The organism is Chromohalobacter sarecensis, assembly GCF_023061135.1.
Taxonomy (GTDB): Bacteria; Pseudomonadota; Gammaproteobacteria; order Pseudomonadales; family Halomonadaceae; genus Chromohalobacter; species Chromohalobacter sarecensis.
Map to the genome: position 1 here is coordinate 45,180 of NZ_JAKGAN010000012.1, position 26,152 is coordinate 71,331.

General features: G+C 63.2%; 23 protein-coding genes. 7 read left to right on the forward strand and 16 right to left on the reverse strand.

All coding sequences use genetic code 11. The annotated features are described in order from the left end of the window. Positions 1-177 precede the first annotated feature (177 nt). Complete coding sequence (locus L1071_RS15205; protein WP_246976623.1) at positions 178-1,320, forward strand: glycerate kinase; 1,143 nt, start codon at positions 178-180, stop codon at positions 1,318-1,320. A gap of 175 nt (positions 1,321-1,495) precedes the next feature. Then, a complete protein-coding gene (locus L1071_RS15210; RefSeq protein ID WP_246976626.1) occupies positions 1,496-1,969 on the forward strand; it encodes a Dps family protein in 474 nt (157 codons plus the stop codon). 57 nt (positions 1,970-2,026) lie between these two features. Here L1071_RS15210 and L1071_RS15215 read toward each other — a convergent pair whose 3' ends face one another. After that, a complete protein-coding gene (locus L1071_RS15215) occupies positions 2,027-3,505 on the reverse strand; it encodes a DNA recombination protein RmuC (protein WP_246976629.1) in 1,479 nt (492 codons plus the stop codon). A gap of 280 nt (positions 3,506-3,785) precedes the next feature. Between L1071_RS15215 and L1071_RS15220 the strand changes: the two genes are divergently transcribed. Together L1071_RS15220 and L1071_RS15225 are read left to right on the forward strand one after the other, a co-directional pair. Beyond that, positions 3,786-4,349 (forward strand): type 1 glutamine amidotransferase domain-containing protein, encoded by a 564-nt coding sequence (locus L1071_RS15220; protein ID WP_246976632.1) that lies wholly within the window; start codon positions 3,786-3,788, stop codon positions 4,347-4,349. A gap of 152 nt (positions 4,350-4,501) precedes the next feature. Next, positions 4,502-5,536 carry an App1 family protein phosphatidate phosphatase gene (locus L1071_RS15225; protein ID WP_246976738.1) on the forward strand — a complete coding sequence of 345 codons (1,035 nt, stop codon included), beginning with the start codon at positions 4,502-4,504 and terminating at the stop codon, positions 5,534-5,536. A gap of 1 nt (position 5,537) precedes the next feature. On the opposite strand, the gene L1071_RS15230 is transcribed toward L1071_RS15225, so the two are convergent. The 5 genes from L1071_RS15230 to L1071_RS15250 all read right to left on the reverse strand — a co-directional run bounded on the left by L1071_RS15230 (position 5,538) and on the right by L1071_RS15250 (position 11,646). Further along, positions 5,538-7,010, reverse strand: coding sequence for an aminoacyl-histidine dipeptidase (locus L1071_RS15230; RefSeq protein WP_246976635.1), 1,473 nt, complete (start codon positions 7,008-7,010; stop codon positions 5,538-5,540). Positions 7,011-7,159: 149 nt separating this feature from the next. After that, complete coding sequence (locus L1071_RS15235; protein WP_246976638.1) at positions 7,160-9,397, reverse strand: tRNA(Met) cytidine acetyltransferase TmcA; 2,238 nt, start codon at positions 9,395-9,397, stop codon at positions 7,160-7,162. Between the two features lie 158 nt (positions 9,398-9,555). Then, positions 9,556-10,509 (reverse strand): thioredoxin-disulfide reductase, encoded by a 954-nt coding sequence (trxB, locus tag L1071_RS15240; protein WP_246976641.1) that lies wholly within the window; start codon positions 10,507-10,509, stop codon positions 9,556-9,558. Between the two features lie 162 nt (positions 10,510-10,671). Then, the gene (locus L1071_RS15245; protein ID WP_246899040.1) at positions 10,672-11,274 is read right to left on the reverse strand and encodes a peroxiredoxin; all 603 of its coding nucleotides are present in this window, start codon (positions 11,272-11,274) and stop codon (positions 10,672-10,674) included. A gap of 162 nt (positions 11,275-11,436) precedes the next feature. Next, positions 11,437-11,646, reverse strand: a complete 210-nt coding sequence (locus L1071_RS15250; protein ID WP_246899042.1) for a zinc ribbon domain-containing protein — start codon at positions 11,644-11,646, stop codon at positions 11,437-11,439. 348 nt (positions 11,647-11,994) lie between these two features. Here L1071_RS15250 and acnA point away from each other — a divergent pair, with 348 nt between their 5' ends. Beyond that, positions 11,995-14,727 carry an aconitate hydratase AcnA gene (gene acnA, locus L1071_RS15255; protein WP_246976644.1) on the forward strand — a complete coding sequence of 911 codons (2,733 nt, stop codon included), beginning with the start codon at positions 11,995-11,997 and terminating at the stop codon, positions 14,725-14,727. Between the two features lie 98 nt (positions 14,728-14,825). On the opposite strand, the gene L1071_RS15260 is transcribed toward acnA, so the two are convergent. From L1071_RS15260 to radC, 10 genes are all read right to left on the reverse strand, one after another. Beyond that, entirely contained in the window at positions 14,826-16,511 is a 1,686-nt protein-coding gene (locus L1071_RS15260; RefSeq protein WP_246976647.1) for an NAD-dependent malic enzyme, read from the reverse strand. A gap of 173 nt (positions 16,512-16,684) precedes the next feature. After that, positions 16,685-17,908: a YeeE/YedE family protein gene (locus tag L1071_RS15265; RefSeq protein ID WP_246976650.1), complete on the reverse strand. Its 1,224-nt coding sequence runs from the start codon at positions 17,906-17,908 to the stop codon at positions 16,685-16,687. A gap of 187 nt (positions 17,909-18,095) precedes the next feature. Beyond that, on the reverse strand, positions 18,096-19,109 hold the full coding sequence (gene trpS, locus L1071_RS15270) for a tryptophan--tRNA ligase (RefSeq protein WP_246976653.1): 1,014 nt from the start codon (positions 19,107-19,109) through the stop codon (positions 18,096-18,098). Between the two features lie 99 nt (positions 19,110-19,208). Continuing rightward, the gene (gene ald, locus L1071_RS15275) at positions 19,209-20,324 is read right to left on the reverse strand and encodes an alanine dehydrogenase (RefSeq protein WP_246976655.1); all 1,116 of its coding nucleotides are present in this window, start codon (positions 20,322-20,324) and stop codon (positions 19,209-19,211) included. A 188-nt stretch (positions 20,325-20,512) separates the two neighbouring features. Continuing rightward, positions 20,513-20,836: a putative signal transducing protein gene (locus L1071_RS15280; RefSeq protein ID WP_246976657.1), complete on the reverse strand. Its 324-nt coding sequence runs from the start codon at positions 20,834-20,836 to the stop codon at positions 20,513-20,515. Positions 20,837-20,838: 2 nt separating this feature from the next. Then, positions 20,839-22,029, reverse strand: coding sequence for a class I SAM-dependent rRNA methyltransferase (locus L1071_RS15285; protein ID WP_246976660.1), 1,191 nt, complete (start codon positions 22,027-22,029; stop codon positions 20,839-20,841). Positions 22,030-22,069: 40 nt separating this feature from the next. Beyond that, the gene (mutM, locus tag L1071_RS15290) at positions 22,070-22,885 is read right to left on the reverse strand and encodes a bifunctional DNA-formamidopyrimidine glycosylase/DNA-(apurinic or apyrimidinic site) lyase (RefSeq protein ID WP_246976663.1); all 816 of its coding nucleotides are present in this window, start codon (positions 22,883-22,885) and stop codon (positions 22,070-22,072) included. A 99-nt stretch (positions 22,886-22,984) separates the two neighbouring features. Beyond that, a complete protein-coding gene (gene rpmG / locus L1071_RS15295; protein ID WP_011508261.1) occupies positions 22,985-23,140 on the reverse strand; it encodes a 50S ribosomal protein L33 in 156 nt (51 codons plus the stop codon). A gap of 30 nt (positions 23,141-23,170) precedes the next feature. Continuing rightward, on the reverse strand, positions 23,171-23,407 hold the full coding sequence (gene rpmB, locus L1071_RS15300; protein ID WP_246899057.1) for a 50S ribosomal protein L28: 237 nt from the start codon (positions 23,405-23,407) through the stop codon (positions 23,171-23,173). Positions 23,408-23,577: 170 nt separating this feature from the next. Then, on the reverse strand, positions 23,578-24,252 hold the full coding sequence (radC, locus tag L1071_RS15305; protein WP_246976741.1) for a RadC family protein: 675 nt from the start codon (positions 24,250-24,252) through the stop codon (positions 23,578-23,580). Positions 24,253-24,391: 139 nt separating this feature from the next. Here radC and coaBC point away from each other — a divergent pair, with 139 nt between their 5' ends. Both coaBC and dut read left to right on the forward strand, forming a co-directional pair. Next, positions 24,392-25,627 (forward strand): bifunctional phosphopantothenoylcysteine decarboxylase/phosphopantothenate--cysteine ligase CoaBC, encoded by a 1,236-nt coding sequence (coaBC, locus tag L1071_RS15310; protein ID WP_246976666.1) that lies wholly within the window; start codon positions 24,392-24,394, stop codon positions 25,625-25,627. Between the two features lie 13 nt (positions 25,628-25,640). Beyond that, positions 25,641-26,117 (forward strand): dUTP diphosphatase, encoded by a 477-nt coding sequence (gene dut / locus L1071_RS15315; RefSeq protein ID WP_246976669.1) that lies wholly within the window; start codon positions 25,641-25,643, stop codon positions 26,115-26,117. The last annotated feature ends 35 nt before the right edge of the window (positions 26,118-26,152 follow it).

A 26,152-nucleotide genomic window follows, 5' to 3' on the forward strand; every position in this document is an offset into this window, starting at 1 on the left:
TCACCGTTAGCATCGCTCGGGCACCTCGTTGAGAGCGTAGTTGAGCGCCACGGTTCCGTCAGCGTGGCATGCTGGGTGACTCCCGCCCAGCACCAGCATGCGTTAGGCTGACAGTCTACTGGCCATTCGACCGCCACGCTCCGCCCCTCGGGCTTGGATCACGCAAGAGGCTCGCTCATGAAGATCGTCATCGCTCCGGACAGCTACAAGGATGCCCTCTCGGCCCGCGAGGCCGCAGCCGCCATCGCCGCAGGCTGCGCCCGCGTTTTCCCCCAAGCGCAGATGATCCAGTGCCCGATGGGAGACGGCGGCGAAGGCACCCTCGATGCCCTGCTCGCCGCAACGGGAGCCGAACGCCGCGTCGCCGAGGTTCACGACGCCCTGGGGCGGCCCATCGACGCCCGCTGGGGGTGGCACGCCGCGCGTGCCACGGCCTATATCGAGCTTGCCGAGGCCAGCGGTTTGCAAGCGCTCGCCGATGTCGAACGCACTGCGCTGCACAGTACCACCTTCGGCGTCGGGGAATTGATACGCGAAGCGCTCGACGCCGGGGCCACGCGTTTGATACTTACCCTGGGCGGCAGCGCCACCAACGATGCGGGCGCGGGGATGCTCGCAGCGCTGGGTGCGCGACTGATCGATACCGAAGGCCAGCCGCTACCGCCGGGTGGCGCAGCGCTGGCGCAACTGGCCGAACTCGACCTGAGTGGCCTCGACCCACGCCTGGCGACACTCATGGTGGAGACCGCCGTGGACGTCGACAATCCCCTGCTCGGCGAACGCGGGGCCAGCGCCATCTTCGGTCCGCAGAAAGGCGCCACGTCGGCGGATGTCACCCAGCTCGACGCGGCCCTGGCGCATTTCGCCGACCACGTCGCCAGCACACTCGGCAAGGATCATCGCGCGCTACTCGGCGCCGGTGCAGCGGGCGGCATGGGCTTCGCGGCCGCCGCTTTTCTGGAGGCACAGCTCAAGCCGGGTATCGAGCTAGTCATGGATCAGGTCGACTTTGATAGGCTGCTTGAAGATGCCGACCTGGTGATCACCGGCGAAGGCCAACTCGACGGGCAGAGCCTTGCCGGCAAGACGCCGGTGGGCATCGCCCGGCGCGCGCGACGACACGGCGTGCCCACGCTTGCGCTCGCCGGGCGTCTCGGCGCTGGCTGGCAGGCCGTTCACGACGAGGGGATCGAGGCCGCCTTCGCCTTAGCGGATGGTCCCGTTACGCTGCCGGAGGCCCTGGCACGCACCCCCGAGCTACTCGCAGACCGTAGCGAAGGGCTGCTGCGTATATGGCGTCTCGGCCGATCCTCGGCATGATATCTCCCTGCCGCCCTTGAAAAATCGGCGCATCATGGGCATTTCATATACAGGCGCTATTCCGTCGATGGGAAAGATTCGTTACCCAAGCCCCAGACAACACTCTAGACTAGGGGCCATCGACGATTTCGTCCCCTGACAACGTCAGTCCATTGCTTTACGAGGGAGTGCTTTCATGTCCGACATCAATGCCATTGGCTTGCATACCGACAGCGCCAACCAGCTGGCCGAGAAGCTCAACGAGCTGCTGGCCAACTACCAGATCTTCTACATGAACGCGCGTGGCTATCACTGGAACGTCAAAGGCCCGCATTTCTTCGAGCTTCACGTCAAGTTCGAAGAAGTCTATACCGACCTGCTCGCCAAGGTCGATGAAGTCGCCGAGCGCATCCTCACGCTGGGCCACGAGCCGCTGCATGCCTACAGCGATTACGCCAAGATCTCGCGCATTCAGGAAGACACCCACGTGCACGAGGGCTCCGAGTGTGTGCGCGGTCTGGTGCAGGGGTATCAGGCACTGCTCGAATTGCAGCGCGAGCTCAATTCCATGGCCGCCGATGCCGATGACGAAGGCACCGCCTCGCAGATGAGCGACTACATCCGCGAGCAGGAAAAGACCGTGTGGATGCTCAGCGCCTACCTGGGCTGATTCCCGCCAAGTCGTCCCGCAAGATAATACCGCCCGGCCTTGTGCCGGGCGGTGTCGTTAGGGCTCCTCGCGCGTTTCGTCGCCGCAAGCGCCCTCCTCGGTGTCGGGCTCGTCGTCCGCCATGTCGTCCAGTTCTTCAGCATCCACCTGATCGGTCAGATGCGCCGGCAGGTCGCGCTTCATGCGCACGCCCAAGCGCTTGAGCATCAACGCCTGGCTGACCAGGCTCCCCTGCCCTGTCGACAAGCGTCCCATCGCCTGGCGATAGCTGCCATCGGCGCGTTCCAGATGACGGCCGACGTCCTCGAGGCTGTCCACGAAGCCGCGAAACTTGTCGAGCAACTTGCCCGCCCGTGCAGCGATGACACGGGCGTTGTCGTTCTGGCGCTCCAGCGTCCAGAGACTGGCCACGGTTCTCAAGCTCGCCAGCAAGGTGGTCGGCGTGACCACCACGATGTCGCGCGAGAAAGCATCCTGGAAGAGCGTCTCGTCGTGCTGGAAGGCCACCGCGAACGCCGGTTCGACGGGCATGAACAGGAACACGAAATCCGGTGAGTTGAGCCCCGGCAAGCGCGGATAGTCGCGGCCGGAGAGCGCGTCGATATGCGCGCGCACGGCTTGAACGTGAGCCTTCAACGCCTGCGCGCGCGTGGCCTCGTCTTCGGCGTTGACGTAACGCACGTAGGCGTTGAGCGAGACCTTGGCATCGACGATCAGGTGGCGGTTGTCGGGTAGGTAGATCACCGCATCGGGGCGCTGACGCCCCGACTCGCCCTCCACCGAGACTTCGCGCTTGTATTCGATGTCGCGGCGCAGCCCCGAGCGCTCGAGCACCGATTCGAGTATCACCTCGCCCCAATCGCCCTGCATCTTCTTGTCGCCCTTGAGCGCCCGCGTCAGGTTGGCGGCTTCCTCGGTGATCTGGCGGTTCAGCGTGGACAGATGCTCGATCTGCGTCTTGAGGGTCGAGCGCTCGCGCAGCGACTGGCCGTGAATTTCCTCCAGACGCGCCCGGAAGTCACCGACCTGCTCGCGAAACGGTGCCAGCATGGCCTCGAGATTCTCGCGACTCTGGGTGTTGAAGGTTTGCTGACGTTCCTCGAAGATCCGTCCCGCCAACGCCTCGAAGTCCTGGGTGAGACGTGTCCGCGCCTCCTCGAGCAGGGCGAGCTTCTCGGCATGATGGGAACGCTCCTGTTCGAGTTGCGTTTCCAAACGACCGTGACGCTCGCGCAGCGCCGCAAGCTGCTCCTGACGAGCGTCTAGATCGCGCTCACGCTGCCCCAGCAGTCGCTGGGTCTCGAGGCTCTGCTCGCGCACGGCGTCCAGTTGGGCATCGCTCTGGGCCAGCTCGCGCTCCAGCCGGACACGCGTCTCCTCGGCCTCGGCATGATGACGCTGGGCACGTTCGACGTCGTGCTCGGCCGCCTCGCGACGCGTGCGCTCACGCCGCCATGCGACACCGAGCATCAGTGCGGCGAGCACCAGGACGCCCGCAAGGGTGAGAAGATTAGCGGCAGAGAACGTGCTGGGCATGGGCGGATACCGACGATTGAAGACTTTCGATGAAAACTTTCGATGAAAACTTTCGATGAAAACTTTCGATGAAAACTTGCGCTTAAAACTCTCGATTAAATACGCGATGAAACACTTAGCGCGTCACCTTCCCCCACTGCGCGGCGCGACGCAAGCTACCCGGGGCTTGAAGTCACGCGGCGATGGCCCAAACTCAATATGTGAGGCCGCCTGATACCGGACTAGGATCGCCCGGCGGTGGCTGCTGTCACCCAAGAAGCATCACGACCAGGAGGTCAAGATGAGTCAAGCACAGTCAGGTAAACGTGTCGCTATCCTCGCCACCGACGGTTTCGAGGAATCCGAGCTTTCCGCACCGCGTGCCGCCTTGCAGAGTCAGGGCGTCGAGGTGCAAGTGGTTACCCCCGAAGGCAAGGGCATCCGTGCCTGGGCCGAGACCGACTGGGGCGACACCTACGAGGCCGACAAGGCCTTGAGCGATGTCGACGTCAGCGATTATCACGCCTTGGTGCTGCCCGGCGGGCTCTTCAATCCCGACGAACTGCGCCTCAACGAAAAAGCACTGGCCTTCGTGCGCGGCTTCTTCGAGGCGGGTAAGCCAGTGGCTGCGATCTGCCATGCGCCGTGGATCCTGATCAACGCCGGTGTCGTCGACGGGCGCAAGATGACCTCGGTCGCCTCCGTGGGACAGGATCTCAAGAACGCCGGCGCCCACTGGGTCGATGAGCCGGTCGTCGTCGATAACGGCCTGGTCACCAGTCGCACCCCCAAGGACATGGACGCCTTCAACGCCAAACTGATAGAGGAGCTGGCCGAAGGTCGCCATAGCGGACAGCACGCCTGATGGCCCCCTACCGACCACACCCGACGTCCGCCTCACGTGAGGCGGACGTTTTGCGTACCGCCGAGAGCGTCGGCCCGCAAGGCGGCATCCGTATGTTGTCACGCCGCCTGCATTTCGCCGTCAAGAGCCTGTTACGGATCTTCGCGCGGCCGATGAAGTCGGATAGCGGGCGAGGCGGCCCGGTCGTCCACCCCTACCGTGGTTACGGCACGCATCGCGAGGCATACTTGATGGGGAGGGTCTTCCGTCAAGTGGGGTTGGCGCGTGTCATCCCCAGACGCGGGGCGCTACGCGACGCTGCGGACGTAACCCGACGCCTGGCGCGACGCGGCTTTGCCGATGCCGAGGTACGCATTCGTCTGGGCGACAATAGCGCCACCGTCACCACCGACCACGACGGCTATTTCGAGGTCCGTCTGCCACTCGATATTCCCCTCGACGAGCACATTTCCTGGCATCGCGCCGAGCTCGAGGTCATTACGGCCGACCGCGATAACGTCCTCTCGCGCGCCGATGTCTATATTCCACCCCCGCATACCGACCTGATGGTGATCAGCGACATCGACGACACGGTGATGTACACCGGCGTCGCCGACAAGCTACGCATGTTATATCGCTTATTCGTCGAGAAGGCGCATCGACGCACAGCTTTTCCCGGCGTTGCCGAATTCTATCAGGCCTTGCACGCGGGTACGGCGGGCGACTCACGGCGGCCGATCCTCTACGTCTCACGCGGTCCGTGGAGCATCTACGAGGTGCTCGAGGCGTTCTTCCAGCTCAACCATATTCCGGTCGGGCCGATCTTGTTCCTGCGCGAATGGGGTATTTCTTGGCGTCATCCCTGGCCGCGCCGCGCCGAAGATCACAAGCACGACTTGATCACCCAGATGCTCACGCTGTTCGACACCCTGCCTTGCGTGCTGATCGGCGACAGCGGCCAACACGACCCCGAGATCTACACACGTATCGTCAAGGAGAATCCGGACCGCGTGAAGACGATCTACATTCGCCGCGTTGACCGCAAACCCGACCGCGAAGCCGCCATCGCCCGACTCCGCGAGGAGATCGAGCACACCGACTGCGAGCTGCTGCTGAGCGACGATAGCGCCGACATGGCCGCGCATGCGCACGACCGTGGCTATATCTCCGAGACGGGCCTCGAAGCAGTGCGTCAGGCGTCGCGATGATTCACGCCGCCCGCGTCGTGGCCAAGTCTTCGATCACGGCCCGCAGCACCTGCCAGAACTCGCCCACGGAGTCGAGCTCGACACGCTCCGCGGGCGAGTGGGCGCCACGGATCAGGGGACCGAAGGAAATCATGTCCAGTTGTGGGTACTTGCCACCGAGAATGCCGCATTCCAGCCCGGCGTGGATGACCTTCACGTCCGGGTCGACGCCGGTCTGTTCGAGGTGCAGGCGACGAAAGCGCGCCAGCAGCGTGCTTTCGGGGTCCGGCGTCCAGCCGGGATAGGCGTTCTCGACCCGTGTCTCGGCACCGATCAGCGAAAACAACGCCCGGAAGCGGTCGGCAAGATCTTGCGTGGCGCTATCGCGCAACGAGCGCACCAGGGCGCAAAGATGAAAACATCCGGCCTCGAGCTTGATCACGCCCAGGTTGTTGGACGTCTCCACCACACCCGGTACTTCCACACTCATGCGCTCGACGCCGCACGGCGCCACATGTAAAGCCGCGATCAGCAGGCGACTGGCCGCCTCGGTGAGCGGCGCATCGGGCTCGGCGGGCTCGGCGGGCTCGAGGGCGAGCTGCACATCTGCGTCGATTCCCGCCAACTCGCTGGCCAACTCAGCCTGGAGTTCGGCCAACCGCTGCGTCACCGCGTCCTCTTCGTCGGCGGGCAGCGCGATGCTGGCGAAGGCCTCGCGCGGCAGCGCATTGCGCAGCGTGCCGCCGTGATAGGCGACGAGGCAGGCGCCGAACGGCTCCAGGGCGCGCAGCACCCGCACCAGCAAGCGATTGGCGTTGCCGCGTCCCTTGTGAATATCGACACCCGAGTGGCCGCCGACCAGCCCGGTCAAAGCGACGCGACGCACGATCTCGTCCTCGCCGAGATTCCGCGTGGGCAGCCGCGCCCCGACCACCACATCGGCCCCGCCGGCACAGCCGATATAAACCTGGCCGCGATCCTCGGAGTCGAGATTGAGCAGATAACGCCCCTGCAGCCAGCCCTCGTCGAGCTCCAGTGCGCCGCGCATGGAGGCTTCTTCCTCCAGCGTAAACAACGCCTCGAGGGGACCGTGGCGCAGGCTGTCGTCCTCGAGGATCGCCAGCGCGGCGGCCACGCCCATGCCGTTATCGGCGCCCAAGGTGGTCTCGCGAGCATGCAACCAACCGTCTTCGACGTAGGTGTCGAGGGCATCGCGGGTAAAATCGTGCGGGTGATCGGCGTTGGCCTGGGCGACCATGTCCAGGTGCCCCTGCAGGATGACACCAGGGAGCGCTTCGCATCCCGGCGAGGCCGGCTTGAGAATCTTGAGATTACCCGCGCTATCACGTTCATGCGCAAGCCCGCGTTCGTCGGCCCAGGCCGTGAGCGTCTCGACCAGGCGCTGTTCATGACCGGAGGGGCGCGGCGTATTGCACAACGTGCGGAAATGGCGCCACAGCGGTTCGGGAGAGAGTTGCAAAAGATGATCGTTCATGGGAAATCGTTCCTATTGGGAGCCGCCGACATCGCGCGCCACGTCTCCCGGTAACGACACACGATCAAGGAATGGCGACGCAGCACGTGTCGGGCGTCATGACACCTTACGCGCTGAATCGCGCAACGCAAGTCCACCGACAGCGACAGTCAGGGCGTCGGCTTCAGGCGACAACCCAAGAGGCCCGCCAGACGGCGCCAGTGGGCGAGTCGCGCCTGACGCCCCATCGCGCGCGTCGCCTCGACATCACGTCCCTGGAACAACGTCGCGGCCCAATCAAGTAACGCTTGCACGTCCTCGTCCGGCATCGCACCGGCGGCTTCCCGCGGCTGGCGGCGCCACCAAGCCAGCCACGCCCGACACAGCCAGGGCCGTGCGAGCGCCAGTTCGCCACCGCCCTGCGCGAAGCGCTCCAGGCGTGCGTATAGATCACCGCTCACCTCGGGCGCCGACCCCTCGTGCAGCAATGCCGTGACGACATCGGTTTCCAGATGCGCCAGCTCGAAAGTCAGCAAGCTTGGCAGCAGGTGTTGGAAGTCATCCGCCCAGGTCGCCAACGACGCTTCCGCCGGGCTCGTCAGTCCCTGCCCCATCATCAGCGCGTGCTCACCGCTCGCCGCTTCGCGGGTCAGTCCCAGGCGTAGCGAGATGAACCCCATCCGCCGCCAGAAGGCGATCAGCGTCGCCTCGGCGCCGAAACTCACGCCCAGATGGGCGACGTCGTGCGTGCAGGCCGCAGTGGCCACGGCCTCGACCAGTGCCCGTCCCACACCGCGCCGCCGCACCACGGGATGCACGGCGATGCGCATGATGCGCCACCAGCGCGATGTCAGCGCCGTCTGCCAGCCACCGTGCGCGGCCAACGACTGCGCCAGCAGATGACCGCGCGGACGGCGCTCGCCGAGCACGACACGCTCGGCCAGATCGGCGGGAAAACCACCCTCCGCCTGCACCTGGCATACCCCGAGACAAGTATCGCCGGCATAAGCCACCGCGAGTCGCACATCTGGGCCGTCGAGCAATTGGCGCAAATCACTCGGAGTGGTGCGGTAATGGGCCTGCACCAGCAGGCCGAATAACGCCTCGAGGGCATGCTCGTCGTCGGCCAGCGTCGCCCGGTCGAGCCAGCGAATGCGCAGCGGCGCGGCAGCCAACGCCGCCTCGGCCTCGCTATCGTCGGCCGGCGCGGCATCGAGCAGCAGCATGTCCCGGGTCAGACGCTCGAGGGGATCGCCCTCGGCCCAGCGCACCGGCTCACGTAGACGGATCTCGCGCCAGTCGGGCGTACGGCGAGAAAGACGCGCATAAAAGCGGACCTGAAAGCCACGCCCGGTCCCTTCGTAACCGTGCACAGTGGTGGCGAAAGCGAGACGCGGGAAGGCCTCCAGCCAACGTGCCAACAGCGGCGTGGGAATGGCCGCCGCCTCATCGACGAACAGGGTCGGCGGCGCGTGGCGATCCACATCCGGTTCGCTCAGGGCCGCCATGACGGCGTCCGGGGCGAGAAAGCGCACCTCGCACTCCCCCGCTTCCAGCGTGATCTGAAAGCGCGCCGCATCGCGGTGCCCATGGGGATACAACGCGGCCAAGCGCTCGAACAACGGCTCGACCGCGGCTTGACGTGGTGCGGTGACCCACAGCGTCGTCTCGCCCGCCGCCAGCCGTCGCGCGGCGGCGATCCCCAGTGCGGCCGACTTGCCACGCCCGCGATCGGCGCTCAGGACCACCGGACGGCGGCGGCGCAGCCGCGTCAGCCGATGCACGGCCTCTTGCTGATCATGCGTAATACAAGCGTCATCATCGGGCGATACGGGAGCGGGAGTAGAAGCGCGCGCGCGCGCCTCGAGCAGGCGACCGGGGTGCGGCGTGGCGTGCTCATCAGGCCAGCGCCAGATGCTGGGCTCGCGGCGCAAGCCGCGTGCCAGACGCGCCAGGTAATGGGCGCTCAGCGTCGTCGGCGCGTGGGGCCAATGTGCCAGGCGTGTGTAGTCATCATCCGGGCGGGCCTGACCGGCAGCCCACTCGGCGGGCGTCAATATGACGAGCACCCCTCCGGCACGCAGCGTGCCGCTCAACGCCCCGAAGGCGTCAGGATCGAAACCCGGCTCGGCGCCAGCATCGATGATGATCAAGTCATGCTCGCGCCCCAGCCGGGTGCGGGCCTGGCGCGGAGCAAGCGCGTCGATGGTGTCTCCGGGCGCGGTCTGACCGACCCACAAGGGCGCATGCCACGTGCGTGCTCGCCATAGAGAAAGTGCCCGCGCCCGTGCCATCTCGGGAGACGCGGGTATCCAGATCACGCCGCGATGCCGCCGTTCACGACAGGCATCGACGAGGGCATCCAACCATGCGCTGGAAGACGTCATGTCATCCGAGGAGGCATTCATGCGTCATCTCCTTGCGTTATCGCCCTCGACAGCCTCTCAAAGCTCTCACGAACTTTCACGAACTCTCACAACTACAGACGCCCGCGAATCGCTTCGCGGGCGTGGTCGTCGGCGTCAGGCTGTCACCGCGCGGCGCGGCGAAACGGCCTTATCCAGGCTCACTCAAGGCCGTCGAGGTAACGCTCAGCATCGAGGGCCGCCATGCATCCGGTACCTGCAGAGGTCACCGCCTGACGGTAGACGTGATCCATCACGTCACCAGCGGCGAAGACGCCCGGCACGCTGGTCATGGTGGCGTTGCCGTCGAGGCCGGACTTGACTCGAATATAGCCGCTGTTCATGTCCAGTTGGCCTTCGAAGATACCGGTATTCGGCGAGTGACCAATGGCGACGAACAGCCCCGGCGCCTGAATCTCACGCGAGGCACCATCGACGGTGGAGATCAACCGCACCCCGGTGACGCCGGTGTTGTCACCCAGCACTTCCTCGAGGGTGTGATTCCAGACGATTTCCATGTTGCCGTTCTCAACCTTGTCGAACAGCTTGTCCTGCAGGATCTTCTCGGCGCGCAGGCTATCGCGGCGATGCACCAGCGTGACCTTGGTGGCGATATTGGACAGATACAGCGCTTCCTCGACGGCAGTGTTGCCACCGCCGACGACCACGACTTCCTGACCGCGATAGAAGAAGCCATCACAGGTGGCGCATGCGGACACACCCTGGCCCATGAATTTCTCTTCCGACGGCAGCCCCAGGTAACGCGCGCTGGCACCGGTGGAGATGATCAACGAATCGCAGGTATAGGTGCCGTTTTCGCCCTTGAGCACGAACGGACGCTCACGCAGCTCGACCTCGTTGATATGGTCGAAGAGTACCTCGGTCTCGAAACGCTCGGCATGGCTGCGCATGCGTTCCATCAGTTCTGGCCCCTGCACGCCTTCGGCGTCACCCGGCCAGTTGTCCACATCGGTGGTGGTGGTCAACTGACCGCCGGCCTGCATGCCGGTAATCAGCAGCGGCTTGAGATTGGCGCGAGCCGCATAGACGGCCGCCGTGTATCCGGCAGGGCCGGAACCGAGAATGATCAGTCGTTCGTGACGCACGTCGCTCATGGGAAACCTCGTTTACGGGATACACTGACCAGCAGCCGGGCCAAGAAAATGCTGTGTGGCATGCACGCATCACGCGCAGGCCACACACCATTCGCTGTAAACGCTTGTCGACACGGCGAAGGGCGGCCGATTGGCCGCCCTTCGTTGCAAACGTGTCAACGCTTACAGTTCGTCGGAGTGCGTGCCCAGATACTTGGCGACGCCTTCGGCGGTGTCTTTCATGCCTTCCTGGCCTTCTTCCCAACCAGCGGGGCAGACTTCGCCATTCTTCTGGTGGAACTGGAGGGCCTTGACCATGCGCAGCATCTCATCGACGTTGCGGCCCAGCGGCAGGTTGTTGATGGTCTGGTGCTGGACGACGCCGTCTTCGTCGATCAGGAAGGACGCGCGCAGGGCGACGCCGGCTTCCGGGTGCTCGATACCGAAAGCTTGTGTGATCTCGTGCTTGACGTCAGCCACCATCGGGAAGCCGACTTCACCGATGCCGCCCTTCTCGGGAGAAGTCTTGCGCCATGCGTGGTGAGTGAACTGAGAGTCGATGGACACCCCGATCACTTCAACGCCGAGATCGCGGAACTGCGCGAGACGGTTGTCGTGGGCGATGATCTCGGACGGGCAGACGAAGGTGAAGTCCAACGGCCAGAAAAAGACGACACGCATCTTGCCGTTGGTTTCGGACAGCTTGAAGTCGTCGACGATGGTGCCATCGCCCAGAACCGCTGCCGCTTCAAAATCGGGTACCTGACGTCCAACCAATACGCTCATGCTTTTCTCCTGAAAAGTCGAGTGGATGACTGTGATAAAAACGCCTCAAGGATAAAGACGGCTTTACCATATGCCAATTTGATTGCCCCAATGGGCAACATAGGCGCTTCCTATCGGGCTGCCATGGCGTTCTCGCCATAGCGATACCCTATGAGGAAGCACTCAAAATACGTCGTCGTCTTGCCCCAGCATGACGTCCTCAAGCTCGCCACTGAATGGCGATACCGACACGCGCACTTGAATCGGCGCGCAACACTGAGGGCAGTCTTCCCAAGTAGCATGGCTACCCACACTGCTATCGATCAGCATCTCGAAAGACGCATCGCAATAAGGACATGTCGCCGGCCAGGGAAACAACATCTCTTCGTTCATACCGACTCCTGGCCTCTTCAGAGTACGGCGCTTCATCGCTTGATGTCGGGTCGTCCTCGCCCTCTTTCAAGCCAATGCAGCGAGATTCTCGCACAAGATTGGCGTGCCACGCTTCAGGCACCACTCCACATCCACCTGCCACCTTGGTGACATGGGCGCGCTTGAAATAAAGGCTTATCATGACCATGTCTCCGCTATAGATGATATTGTAGACATTGTCGAAGGAACCTGACTCGCGGCGAACCGGGCCGCTGGATAGTCCGCTGGCCTCTCCGGCATTTTCAGGCACAATTTGGTTCGGCGTTCGCCATGAAAAACCGTCCAGCATTGATGAGGGGGAGGGCTCCAATGTCCGAAGCTCCAAAGAATACGTTATCGACACTCGATGTCGGCGATCATACCTATCACTATTACAGTCTGGACAAGGCTGCCCAGGCGTTCGGCGACGCCTCGCGCCTGCCCATGACACTCAAGATATTGCTCGAGAATCAGCTGCGCTACGGCGACGATGAAAGCGTCTCCTCCGACGACATGCAGGCTCTCGTCGATTGGCAAAAGGAAGGTCGCTCCACTCGCGAGATCGGCTATCGTCCGGCACGCGTGCTGATGCAGGACTTCACCGGCGTTCCCGGGGTCGTCGACCTGGCCGCCATGCGCGACGCCGTCAAGCGTCTCGGCGCATCCGCCGAGCGTATCAACCCGCTGTCCCCCGTCGACCTGGTCATCGACCACTCGGTGATGGTCGATCACTACGGTGACCCGACGTCGTTCAAGGACAACGTCGCCATCGAGATGGAGCGCAACCGCGAACGTTACGAATTCCTGCGCTGGGGCCAGCAGGCGTTCGATAATTTCCGCGTCGTGCCGCCGGGTACCGGTATTTGCCACCAGGTCAACCTGGAGTATCTCGGCAAGACGGTGTGGACGAAGGAAGAAAACGGCAAGACGTTCGCCTATCCGGACACACTGGTGGGCACCGATTCCCACACCACCATGATCAACGGCCTGGGCGTGCTCGGCTGGGGCGTGGGCGGTATCGAGGCCGAGGCCGCGATGCTTGGCCAGCCGGTCTCGATGCTGATCCCCGAGGTCATCGGTTTCAAGCTTACCGGCAAGCTACGCGAAGGCATCACCGCCACCGATCTGGTGCTGACGGTCACTCAGATGCTGCGCGAGAAAGGCGTGGTGGGTAAATTCGTCGAGTTCTACGGCGATGGCCTCAAGGACCTGCCACTGGCGGATCGCGCCACTATCGGCAACATGGCCCCCGAATACGGCGCCACCTGCGGGTTCTTCCCGGTCGACGAGGAAACCCTCAACTACATGCGCCTGACCGGTCGCGACGAACACCAGATCGAGCTCGTCGAGGCGTATACCAAGGCGCAGGGACTGTGGCGCGAACCCGGCGCCGAGCCGATCTTCAGCGATGCCTTGCACCTCGACATGAACGAGGTCGAATCCAGCCTCGCCGGGCCCAAGCGTCCGCAGGACCGTGTCGCCCTGACCGACATGAAGTCCACCTTCGAGAAGATCCTCAGCGACCGCAAGCCGGACGCCGCGCCCACCGAGCAAGGCAAGTGGCTTTCCGAAGGCGGCCAGACCGCCGTGGGCACCGACGAAAGCGTGGAGAACGAAGATAGCCAGCACTGCGAGGTCGATGGCGAAAACTTCAAGCTCAACCACGGCGCCGTAGTCATCGCCGCCATCACCTCGTGCACCAACACCTCCAACCCCAGCGTGATGCTGGCCGCCGGGTTGTTGGCGCGCAAGGCGGTCGAGAAAGGGCTCACCACCAAGCCCTGGGTCAAGACGTCACTGGCACCGGGCTCCAAGGTGGTCACCGACTACCTCGACGCCAGCGGCACCCAGAGCGATCTCAATGCGCTGGGCTTCAACCTGGTCGGCTATGGCTGCACCACCTGCATCGGTAACTCCGGCCCCTTGCACGAGCCGATCGAGAAAGCCATCGACGAAGGCGACCTGACGGTAGCCTCGGTGCTCTCCGGCAACCGCAACTTCGAAGGCCGCATCCATCCGCTGGTGCCCACCAACTGGCTGGCGTCACCGCCCCTGGTCGTGGCCTATGCCCTGGCCGGCAACATGCGCATTGACCTTTCCAAGGAACCGCTGGGCAATGACAAGGACGGCAACCCGGTGTACCTCAAGGATCTTTGGCCCAGCCAAGCAGAGATCGCCGAGGCCGTCGAGCAAGTCAAGACCGAGATGTATCGCAAGGAGTATAGCGAGGTCTTCGAGGGCGACGAGATCTGGAAGTCGCTCGATGTACCCGAAAGCGATGTGTATGCGTGGAACAACAAATCCACCTACATCCAGCATCCGCCGTTCTTCGAAGGCATGGGTAAAGAGCCCGCGCCGCTGGAAGACGTCAAAGGTGCCAACGTGTTGGCCATGTTCGGCGATTCGGTGACCACCGACCATATCTCGCCTGCTGGCGCGATCAAGCCGGACAGCCCTGCCGGCCGTTACCTGCAGGAAAACGGCGTCAAGCCTGCGGATTTCAACTCCTACGGCTCGCGGCGCGGCAATCACCAAGTGATGATGCGCGGCACCTTCGCCAACGTACGCATCAAAAACGAGATGCTCGACGGTGTCGTCGGCGGCTATACCCGCCACGTGCCCAGCGGCGAGCAGATGGCGATCTACGACGCAGCGATGAAATACGTCGAGAACGATTCGCCGCTGGTCATCGTGGCCGGCAAGGAATACGGCACTGGCTCCAGCCGTGACTGGGCGGCCAAGGGCACGCGCCTGCTGGGCGTGCGCGCCGTCCTTGCCGAATCCTACGAGCGTATCCACCGTTCCAACTTGATCGGTATGGGCGTGCTGCCGTTGCAGTTCCCCGAGGGCGAAGACCGCAATTCACTGGGCATGACCGGTGACGAAACGGTTTCCATCGAGGGCATCGCCAATATCGAGCCCGGCGCCAAGGTCCAGGTGACCATCGCATCAAGTAAAGGCGAGAAGAAGATCGAGGCGCTATGCCGCATCGATACCGCCAACGAGATGGCCTACTACCGTCACGGCGGCATCCTGCACTACGTGCTGCGTAGCATGCTGTAATCATTCCGCGCTGAGCTAGCGCTATCTAGCAGCATAAAGAAACACCCCGTCGGCATTGCCGGCGGGGTGTTTTGTATGGGTAATCGAGAGGCGGGCGTTTAGAAGGCGCGGCGCCGATAGGCACGATAACGCGGATACCAGAAGTGACGCTCGATGGCGTCCCACAGCGCGTCGTCACTGGAGGACAGCGCGACGTTTTCCTCCTGGGCCTGCTTGGCGACGGCGAAGGCGATGTCCTTGCTGATCTCGCGGATGTCACCCAATGAGGGTAACAGCGCGCCCTTGCCAGTCTTGACGATGGGCGCACCCTGCGCCAAGGCATTGGAAGCCGCCATCAGCATCTTGTCGGTGACGCGAGACGCGTTGGTCGCCACCACGCCCAGGCCGATGCCAGGGAAGATATAGGCATTGTTGCATTGGGCGATCGCGACGTCGCGCTCGCCGACGCGTACCGGCGGGAAGGGGCTGCCCGTGGCTATCAGCGCCTCGCCCCGGGTCCATTCGAGAATATCCTGGGGGACGGCCTCGACCTTCGACGTCGGGTTGGAAAGCGGCATCACCAGCGGCTGGGCACAGCCCGCGTGCAACGTCTTGATCACCTCTTCGGTGAACAGGCCACTTTGCCCGGATACCCCGATCAATACGCTGGGCTTGGCATTGCGCACCACGTCGAGGAGATCACGACTCTGGGTGTCCCAGTCGCTCAAGGTGGCAGGCTCATGCGCCAGGCGCTGCTGGAAGTCGTAGAGCCCGTCCATATCGCTGGTCAATAGCCCGAAACGGTCGATCATATACACTCGACGGCGCGCCTCGGCCTCGCTCAGGCCTTCCATCGTCATCGCCACGACGATCTGCTCGGCGATACCGCAGCCCGCAGAGCCGGCCCCCAGGAACGCGATGGTCTGATCCTTGAGCGCCTCGCCCTTGGTCTTGCAAGCCGCCAGCAACGTCCCCACGCACACCGCCGCCGTGCCCTGGATGTCGTCGTTGAAGCAACACAGCTGGTCGCGATAACGCTCTAGCAGCGGCATGGCGTTGGTCTGGGCGAAGTCCTCGAACTGCAACAGCACGTTGGGCCAACGCCGTTGCAGCGCCTCCATGAACATGCCGATGAACTCGTCGTACTCTTCCTGACTGACCCGCTTATGGCGCCAGCCCATGTACATGGGATCGTCGAGCAGCTTCTGATTGTTGGTGCCCACGTCGAGCACGATGGGAAGCGTGTAGGCCGGGCTGATACCGCCGCAGGCGGTATACAGCGACAGCTTGCCGATGGGAATGCCCATACCGCCGATGCCTTGATCGCCCAGCCCCAGAATACGCTCGCCGTCGGTGGCCACGATCACACGCACCTTGTCCTTGGTGGCGCTACGCAGGATATCGTCCATGCGGTGGCGATCGGGATACGAGATGAAGAGCCCGCGGTGATTGCGGTAAATATTGGAGAACTCTTCGCATGCCTCGCCCACCGTGGGAGTATAGATGATCGGCAGCATTTCCTCGAGATGCTCTTCCAGCAGACGGAAGAACAGCGTCTCGTTGTCGTCCTGAATCGCCCGCAGGTAAATGTGCTTGTCGAGGTTGTTCTGACACAGAGTGTACTGGTGATAAGCGCGCTCGAGCTGCTCTTCGATGCTTTCGACATTCTGCGGCAGCAAGCCCACCAGGTTGAACTCGACACGTTCTTCGCTGGTAAAGGCACTACCCTTGTTGAGTAGCGGCATCTCCAACAGTGAGGGGCCGGCATAAGGAATATAAAGGGGACGCTTGGATGTTTCGCTCATCGTTTGCCTCACGCAGGTGACGGAACTCGAAGCCCTGAGGCTCCGCACGGCTCGTATTTCACTATATCACGCCACCTTGCCACTCGCGCACGCCACCTTGCCACTCGCGCACGCCCTAACGACGCACGGCGCCCCGAAGGACGCCGTGCATCATTGGCGCTTGCGATTACCGATCAGCCACTGCGCGCCACCGGGCGTGCCGGGCCCGAGAAGAACCACGGGCGTAGCCGCACGCCCAGCATGTTGCCGGCAAACGCCGCGACCAGCCACAGCCAGCCATGTAAGCTGCCCGAGGCGATGCCGCCGAAATAGGCGCCGATATTGCAGCCAAACGCCAGACGCGCTCCGTAACCCAGCAAGAAGCCACCGAAGGCCGCCGCCACCACGGAGCGTAGCGGAATGTTGAATTTCGGCGCGAAACGGCCCGCCAGCGCCGCAGCGGCCATCGCCCCCAGAATGATGCCCACATTCATGACCGTGGTGATATCGCTCCAGACATTGGCGTTCAAGGCCGCCTCATTGCCGGCCGCCTGCCAATAGCCCCAGCCACTGACGTCGCCGCCTAGCGCCTCGAAACCTTTGGCACCCCACAGTGCGAACGCCGAGGTAATGCCCCATGGGCGTCCGGCGAGCGCCAGCGTGATGAAATTGAGCACTGCCAGCCCTATCGCACCGGCCAATAGCGGCCAGGGACCTTGCAGCCAACGCGAGCGGCCGGCCTCGACCTGCGGCGCCCGTTCGAGCTGACCGTGCCGACGCTTCTCCATGGCCACCGTCAGCGCGGCGATCGCGGCGAACAACACCAGACTCACAACGATGCCGCCGCCCACGCCGAACAAGCCATGCAGCGACGTCGGCTGGAACGCCGGCCACGTCTGCCACCAGGCAAAATGCGCCGTGCCGACCAGGGAGCCGATGATGAAGAACACCAGAGTGATCACCATGCGCGCATTACCGCCGCCCACTGTGAACAAGGTGCCCGAGGCACAACCACCGCCGAGCTGCATGCCGAGCCCGAACAGGAACGCACCGACCAGGACAGAGACCCCGATGGGCGCGATATAACCCGAGACCGGCGTACCGAAAAGAGTCCCTGCGCCAAGCGCCGGGAAGAACAGCACCACCGCCAACGCCAGCATGACCATCTGCGCGCGCAGACCTCGCCCACGACGCTCAGTGATGAATACACGCCACGCGGAGGTAAAGCCGAAAGCGGCATGATAGAGCACCATGCCCAGGGCGCCCCCCACGATCATGAGCAACCCCGTGGTCGCCTCAAAGGTCGTTCCCACGGCCAGAGCGCCCAGGAGCAAGACTATCGCCGCCGCCAATGCCAACGGCGGTACGCCGCGACGCGGCGTCGGCGAAGCGGATGAAACGCTGGATGCGTCAGGCATCGCAACCTCCTGTTATCGTTCGAATGGAAATTGCTAACTAGCTTAGTGCCTAACCCGCCCTTTTAAAAATTCATAAAACACATTCCCGCTATAGCGTTTGGCAATATAAAAACAAAGCCCCGTGTCGCGAGACACGGGGCTTGGCAGAGCGCGCAAAAGCGTACCGATAAAAGTGACAGATGAGGCGTTACACGAAACGTCCCAGGCCAGCGACCTCACGCACGCGCTCCATGAGCGGCTGCGCCTCGGCACGCGCCTTTTCGGCGCCCTGCTTGAGCACGTTCTCGATATGCCCGGGATCCTCGAGCAAGGCGTTATAGCGCTCGCGAGGTTCGCGCAGGTGCACATTGAGGTATTCGAAGACCCGATCCTTGGCTTCACCCCAGCCGATGCCGTTCTCGTAGTCAGTCCGCATGGTCGCGGTTTCTTCGGCGGAAGCAAACGCCGAGAAGATCTGGAACAGCGTGCAGCTGTCAGGGTCCTTGGGCTCACCGGGCTCCAGGGAGTTGGTCTTGATCTTGCGCACCAGCTTCTGAAGCTTCTTCTCCGAGACAAAAAGCGGGATGGTGTTGTTGTAACTCTTGGACATCTTGCGGCCATCGAGCCCGTTGAGTACTTCCACCTTGTCGTCGACCACAGCCTCGGGCAGCGTGAAATACTGCCCCTTGTAGAGGTGGTTGAAGCGCCCGCCCATGTCGCGCGCCATCTCGATATGCTGGATCTGGTCACGCCCCACCGGCACTTTATTGGCATTGAACATCAAAATGTCCGCCGCCATCAGCACCGGGTAACCGAACAGCCCCATGCTCACGCCTTTATCCATATCCTGATGACCGAGCTCTTCGTTCTCGGCCACCGCCGCCTTGTAGGCATGAGCGCGGTTCATCAGCCCTTTGGCGCAGACGCAGGACAACATCCAGGTCAGCTCGGGAATCTCGGGAATATCCGATTGGCGATAGAAAGTAGCGTTATCGGTATCCAGGCCCAGCGCCAGCCAGGTGGCGGCGATTTCCAGGCGCGACTGCTGCACGCGCCGGGGATCCTGGCACTTGATCAACGCATGCAAATCCGCGAGGAAGTAGAAGGATTCCACATCGGGACGCTGGCTGGCCTCGATGGCCGGTTTGATGGCCCCGACATAATTGCCGAGATGCGGGGTGCCGGTGGTGGTAATGCCGGTCAGGACGCGTGTCTTGGTCATGGAATTGGGCTGATCGCAACGAAATGTAAGAATCCGCCCAGTGTACAACGACGTCCCGGCCAAGGCGACCGGGCCCGGCCGGGACGTCGTGGTCCATCGCTATGCCATCAGGCTCTTGGGGTCGATGGCATCGAGTCCGAATGCCTCGGCCACCGCCGGATGCGTAATGTGTCCGGCATGTACGTTAAGCCCTGCGAGGAAGTGATCATCCTCCGCCAGGGCGCCTTGCCATCCCTTGTCGGCCAACGCCAGCACGAACGGCAAGGTGGCGTTGGTCAATGCTTGAGTGGAAGTGCGTGCCACGGCACCCGGCATGTTGGCGACGCAGTAATGCACCACATCATCCACGACATAGGTGGGGTCAGCATGGGTCGTCGCGCGGCTGGTCTCGAAGCAGCCGCCCTGATCGATGGCCACGTCCACCAGCACGCTGCCCGGACGCATGTCGCCGAGCATCTTGCGGGTGATCAGCTTGGGCGCCTGTGCCCCCGGCACCAGCACCGCGCCGACGATGATATCCGACTCGCGAGCCGCCTTCTCCAACGTATCCGCCGTCGAATACACGGTATTCAGGCGGCCTTGATAGCGATGGTCGAGCGCTTCCAGCCGCTCCAGCGACTTGTCGAGCACGGTGACATCCGCGCCCAGTCCCAGCGCCATGCGCGCGGCGTTTTCACCGACCACGCCACCGCCGACCACCGTCACCTTGGCCGGCGCCACGCCGGGCACCCCGGGGATCAAAATACCGGCACCGCCCTGCGCCTTTTCCAGGCTATGTGCACCGGCCTGGATGGCCATGCGGCCGGCGACACGGCTCATCGGAGCGAGAAGCGGCAACGCCCCCTGGTCATCGGTGATCGTCTCATAGGCGATGCAGGTAGCTTCGCTATCCATCAGCCCCCGCGTCAGCGACTCCTCAGCGGCCAAGTGCAGATAGGTGAACAGCGTATGGCTCGGTTTGAGGCGCTTGACCTCCTCCGGCTGGGGCTCTTTCACCTTGACGATCAGCTCGGCGTTATCCCATAGCGCGTCAAGATCCTGCTCGATACGTGCCCCCGCCGCCTCATACTCGGCATCGGGGAAGCCGGCCCCCTCGCCCGCCGATGCCTGCACCGCCACGCGATGCCCACGCGCCACCAGCTCGCGCACCACGCTTGGCGTCAAGGCGACACGATACTCGTGATTCTTGATTTCCTTGGGTATGGCGATTTTCATGGCGCCTCCACTTTAGAGAGTGTCTATAAAATAGGCTCAACACCTACTCATTACAGCACACGCACAGGAATCGGAGGGAGGAGGGAGACAAAACGGGATGACGCGCTTCAAAGCCACGCTTATAGAGTAAACTTTACGCCGACAGCGCCCATGGCCGAACGATTTGCGCCGAGCATGCCATGCTCGCCTCAGACGGGACGAGCCTGACCACACTGCCAACAGGTATCGAAGACGCCTTCCAGCCATTCACCGCAAGCAGGGCAACGCCAGTTAGGGCAATCCTCGGCGGGCCCATTGAGGGCCTCCTCGACCAATGCCTCGGCGCGTTGACGATGGCCTACCGGCACCCAGACCTCCGGCTCGCATTCGCCGGGCGGCAGTTCGCCGGCGCCACCGCCGAGAGTCATGTTACGCAGCACGGGCGCCAACCCGGCGCTGGCCAGCACGTTATGCACGTGGTTGACCAGCAGCGCGTTGGGGTGACGAAAGACGCGAACGCTCTCCAACGTCATGTTCAGTTGCGGAAGATCCGCACCCCCAATGCCTTGAGGTAGGCGGTTTCGGGAATCGCAGGATGCACGGGGTGATCCGCCCCCTGGTGGCCCTGATAGATGACCTGCCCATGACGATCCTGATGGCGTACCGCACCGCGCACGCACTCCATCAAGCGCTCCGGCGCCAGGTGCATCGAGCACGATGCCGAGAGCAGCATGCCATCGCGCCCCAGCAGCCGGATCGCCTCGCGATTGAGTCGCGCGTAGGCACGTTCGCCGTTGGGGATGTCCTTGCGCTTCTTGATGAAAGCCGGCGGGTCGAGCACGATCACGTCGAATTGCTCGCCTTCCGCCTTGAAGGCCGCCAGCGCCTCGAAGGCTTCGCCCTCGCCGACGGACACCTGCTCGGTCAGGCCGTTGAGTGCGGCGTTCTCGGCCACGCGCTCCAGGGCCTGGGCGGAGCTGTCCACGCACAGCACTTCGCTGGCACCGTGCGCCGCCGCCTGAACGCCCCAGCCGCCGACGTAGCTGAATACATCCAGCACCCGCTTACCGGCGACCAAGCCATTGAGCCACGCCCGGTTGGGGCGATGGTCGAAGAACCAACCGGTCTTCTGGCCATCCAGCACCGGCGCCACGAAACGCACGCCATTCTCCTCGAGCAGCACCTGATCGGGCAGCTCGCCATAGGCCACTTCGACCTCGTCGCCGAGTTGTTCCTGACGACGCCCGGAGGAATCGTTCTTGAACACGATGGCGCGCGGCGCCAGCACCTTCTCGAGTGCGGCGACGACTTCGTCGCGCAGCCGGTCCATGCCCACGGTATTGAGCTGCACGACCAGCACATCATCGAAGCGATCGACGATGAGCCCCGGCAGCAAGTCCCCCTCGCCATGCACCAGGCGATAGAAAGGCTTGGCGAACAAACGCGCGCGCAGGCTCAACGCCTGTTTGAAGCGATGAACCAACAGCGAACGGTCGAGACGCACATCGACATCCCGCGAGACGATGCGCGCGCAGATCAGCGAGTGCGGATTGACATAGGCGATGCCCATCGGCTTGCCATTGGCAGCCTCGATGACCGCCTGGGCACCCGGCTCGAAATCCTTCAGCGGCGTAACCGCGATATCGATCTCGTTGGAATAGAGCCATAAATGGCCCGCCTTGAGACGCCGATCGGCGTTTTTCTTTAGGCGTAGACGTTCGGTCACGGAAAACCTCTTGGCGAAGACATCGCGCAGCGCGAAGCGCTCAGCGCTGACAGTGGGGACAAAAAACGCTGGCCCGCTGACCCAGCGTAGCCAAGCGTAACGGCTCGCCGCAACGCCTGCAGGGCGCTTCTTGCCGCCCATAGACATTGAGGCGCTGAGCGAAATACCCGGGCTCGCCGGTGCCGCTGACGAAGTCGCGCAGCGTCGTGCCACCCTGCGTGATCGCCGCCGCCAGCACCTCGCGTGCCGCCTCGGCCAGACGCTCATAGCGCTCGCGGGAAATACGCCCCGCCGCGCGCCGGGGGTCGATCCCCGCCAGGAATAACGCTTCGCTGGCGTAGATGTTACCAACCCCCACCACCACGGCGTTGTTCATCAGGAACGGCTTGACGGCAATGCGCCGCTTGCGTGAAAGCCGGTAGAGACGCTCGCCGTCGAAATCCGGCGACAAGGGCTCGGGACCCAGACGCGCCAGGCGCGGATCCTCAAGCAGCGAGCCTTGCAGCCAATCGACGAAGCCGAAGCGCCGTGGGTCGTGATAACGCAGAATCGCGCCATCCTCCACGACCAGGTCGACATGATCGTGCTTTCTGGGCATATCACCAAGACGCGCCACGCGCAGGCTCCCGGACATTCCCAGATGCCATAGCAGAGTACGCTCACCAACGGGCATGAGTAGATACTTGGCGCGCCGCCCCAATGTACCGACTCGCTGACCGACGAGCGTATCCGCCAGATCATCCGGCACCGGCGTGCGTAGACGTGGCTGACGCACGATGACCTCGCGAATCTCGCGCCCTTCTATATAGGGCGCAATACCGCGACGCGTCGTCTCGACTTCGGGAAGTTCGGGCATGCTGGCCTCCCGCTACCTTTCTTGCTGGCATAAAAAAACCCGGAGCGACCCGGGTTTTTCTGACAGGTGAACGTCACCTGTGGCGAAGGAGGACCAAGATCACTTGATCTTGGCTTCCTTATACATCACGTGCTTGCGGACGACCGGGTCGAATTTTTTCATTTCGAGCTTATCCGGCGTGTTCCGCTTGTTCTTGTCGGTGGTGTAGAAATGGCCGGTTCCGGCGCTGGACACCATCTTGATCTTATCACGCATGACTCGTTACTCCCTGTTTGGACGCGCTGTTTAGACGCGGTCACCACGCTTGCGGATATCGCTGAGCACTTCTTCAATGCCTTTCTTGTCGATGATGCGCATGCCCTTGGAGGAAACGCGCAGCTTGACGAAGCGCTTTTCGCCTTCCACCCAGAAACGATGGGTATGCAAGTTCGGCAAGAAGCGACGGCGGGTTTTCCGCTGGGAGTGAGAAACATTGTTACCAGTCACCGGGCGCTTGCCGGTAACCTGACATACTTGGGACATGGAAGCCTCCAACCACTGGCGAGTTGTTCAAAACCTGTCGGGCAAACCGGGAATGGCAGGCTACCGCCTTTTGCCCTGATTCAAAGGGCGTACTTTATACCAGACGTCAAGCCATGCCGCAAGCTTGCGGAGGCTCGACGGACGGCCAGCCTGGCATCGCGAGCACGGTTTCAAAGCCATCCGCGTTCGGCAAACGATATTACCTCACCATCGCCGACGACGAAATGATCCAGCACACGGATATCGAAAAGCCCCAGCGCTTCCTTGAGTCGCTGGGTGATCCGACGATCGGCGTCACTCGGCTCTGCCACGCCCGAGGGGTGGTTGTGAGCAAAGATCAACGCCCCCGCGTTGAGTGCCAACGCCCGGCGTGACACCTCACGTGGGTAGACGGAGGCACTGTCGAGCGTGCCTTCCGAAAGCGTCTCGAAACGGATTACGCGGTGCTGCGTATCCAGAAACAACGCCGCGAACGCCTCGTGGGGCAAGTGGCGCAACTGCGAGGTCAAGAACTGGCGCACCAAGGCCGGCGACGTCAGGGCGCCGCCACGCTCCAGCAAACTTCCCAAGTGCCGCCGAGAAAGTTCCAGTGAGGCCTGAAGCTGCACATACTTGGCCTCGCCCAGGCCATGCTCCGCGCAAAAGCGCGCTTGATCCGCCTCCAACAATGGCCGCAAACCGCCGAAAGCGACCAGCAGATCACGCGCAAGATCTACCGCCGAGCGCCCCTTCACGCCCACTCGCAGAAAGATCGCCAGCAACTCCGCATCCGACAGCACCGGCGCCCCCAGGGTAAGCAACTTTTCACGCGGGCGCTCGCCTTCCGGCCAATCGCGGATTCCCATACTCATACCTCGCATCTATTTTTATTATTATTAAAACAGTAAAAACGCATTAAGACGAGACTACGTAGTGCCGCCCGCTACGCAAAGCCGGGGCACGGTGGTAAGGTAGAGGGCCTGCAAAACGGTCAGGATTCCCGTCATGCCAACACTCTTCGGCAAGCGCGTGTTACTCGGCATCAGCGCCGGTATCGCCGCTTACAAAAGCGCTCAACTCGCGCGTCTATTGAAGAAGGCGGGCTGCGAGGTGCGTGTGGTCATGACCGAGGGCGCGCAGGCTTTCATGACCCCGCTGACGCTTCAAGCGCTCACCGGGGAGCCGGTGCGCACGTCGCTGCTCGACCCAGAGGCGGAAGCCGGCATGGGGCATATCGAGCTGGCGCGCTGGGCGGAGCTGATCCTCGTCGCACCGGCCACCGCCGATCTCATGGCGCGCCTGGCACATGGCCATGCCGACGATCTGCTCACCACGCTGTGCCTGGCCAGCGAGGCGGAGTGCGTCATGGCTCCAGCAATGAATCAAGCCATGTGGCGCCATCCGGCGACTCAGGCCAATGCCGCGACGTTGCGCACCTTGGGGTGGCGTCTACTGGGCCCCGATGGTGGCGAGCAGGCGTGTGGCGATGTCGGGCTCGGCCGCATGCGCGAACCGGAAGCGCTGATCGCCGATCTCGCGGAGACGCCGGCGGTACGCGATGCCGAGGCGCTGCGGGTAACGATCACCGCCGGACCGACGCATGAAGCGCTCGACCCGGTGCGTTATCTTTCCAACCACAGCTCCGGGAAGATGGGCTACGCCCTGGCGGAGGCCTGGGCCCGACGAGGCGCCCACGTGCGCTTGATCAGTGGGCCGGTCACCCTGGCAACGCCCCCGGAGGTCGAACGCGTCGATGTAACATCGGCCAGCGAGATGCTCACCGCCGCCGAGCACGCCGCCGCCGAGAGCGATATCTTCATCGGCTGTGCGGCGGTCGCCGACTACCGTGCCGAACACGTCGCCGAACACAAGCTCAAGAAGACCGACGCCAGCGAGACGATGACGCTCACCCTGGTCAAGAATCCCGATATCGTCGCCAAGATCGCCGCGCGTTCACCGCGCCCGCTGGTGGTAGGCTTTGCCGCCGAGACCCGTGACGTGGAACGCTACGCACGCGACAAGCTGACCCGCAAGGGCATGGACATGATCGTCGCCAACGATGTCTCCCAGGCCGGACTCGGCTTCGGCGCCGACGACAACGCTGCCCTGTTGCTGTGGCGTGACGGCGATGACACCGACAGCCAAGCGTTGCCGCCACAACCCAAGACCACCCTGGCCGACGCCATCGTCGACCGGGTATTGACGCTTTACGCCCACCGCGCCTCCACGGCGCACGACTGACGGACCCATTCCCATGTCAGATGCCTCGTTGTCTTCCGACACCACCTTGTCGGTGAAGATTCTGGACGAACGCGTCCACGACTTCCCGCTTCCCGGTTACGCTACCACCGGCAGCGCCGGCATGGACCTGCGCGCGCTGCTCGATGGCCCGCTGACTTTAGCGCCGGGCGACTGCGAGCTGGTGCGCACCGGCCTTGCCGTGCACATCGGCGACCCGAGCCTTGCCGGCATGATCCTGCCGCGCTCCGGCCTGGGGCATAAACACGGCATCGTGCTGGGCAATCTCGTCGGCCTGATCGACTCCGATTATCAAGGCGAGCTGATGATCTCGGTCTGGAATCGCGGTGACACGACGTTCGTTCTGGAACCGGGCGAGCGCCTGGCACAATATGTGCTTGTGCCCGTGGTACAGGCCAAGCTCGACATCGTCGAGGACTTTGCCACCAGCGAGCGCGCCGGAGGTGGCTTCGGCCACTCCGGCCGCCATTGAGTTCGGGCGGGCGACGCTGAAGGTCGCCCCGATGT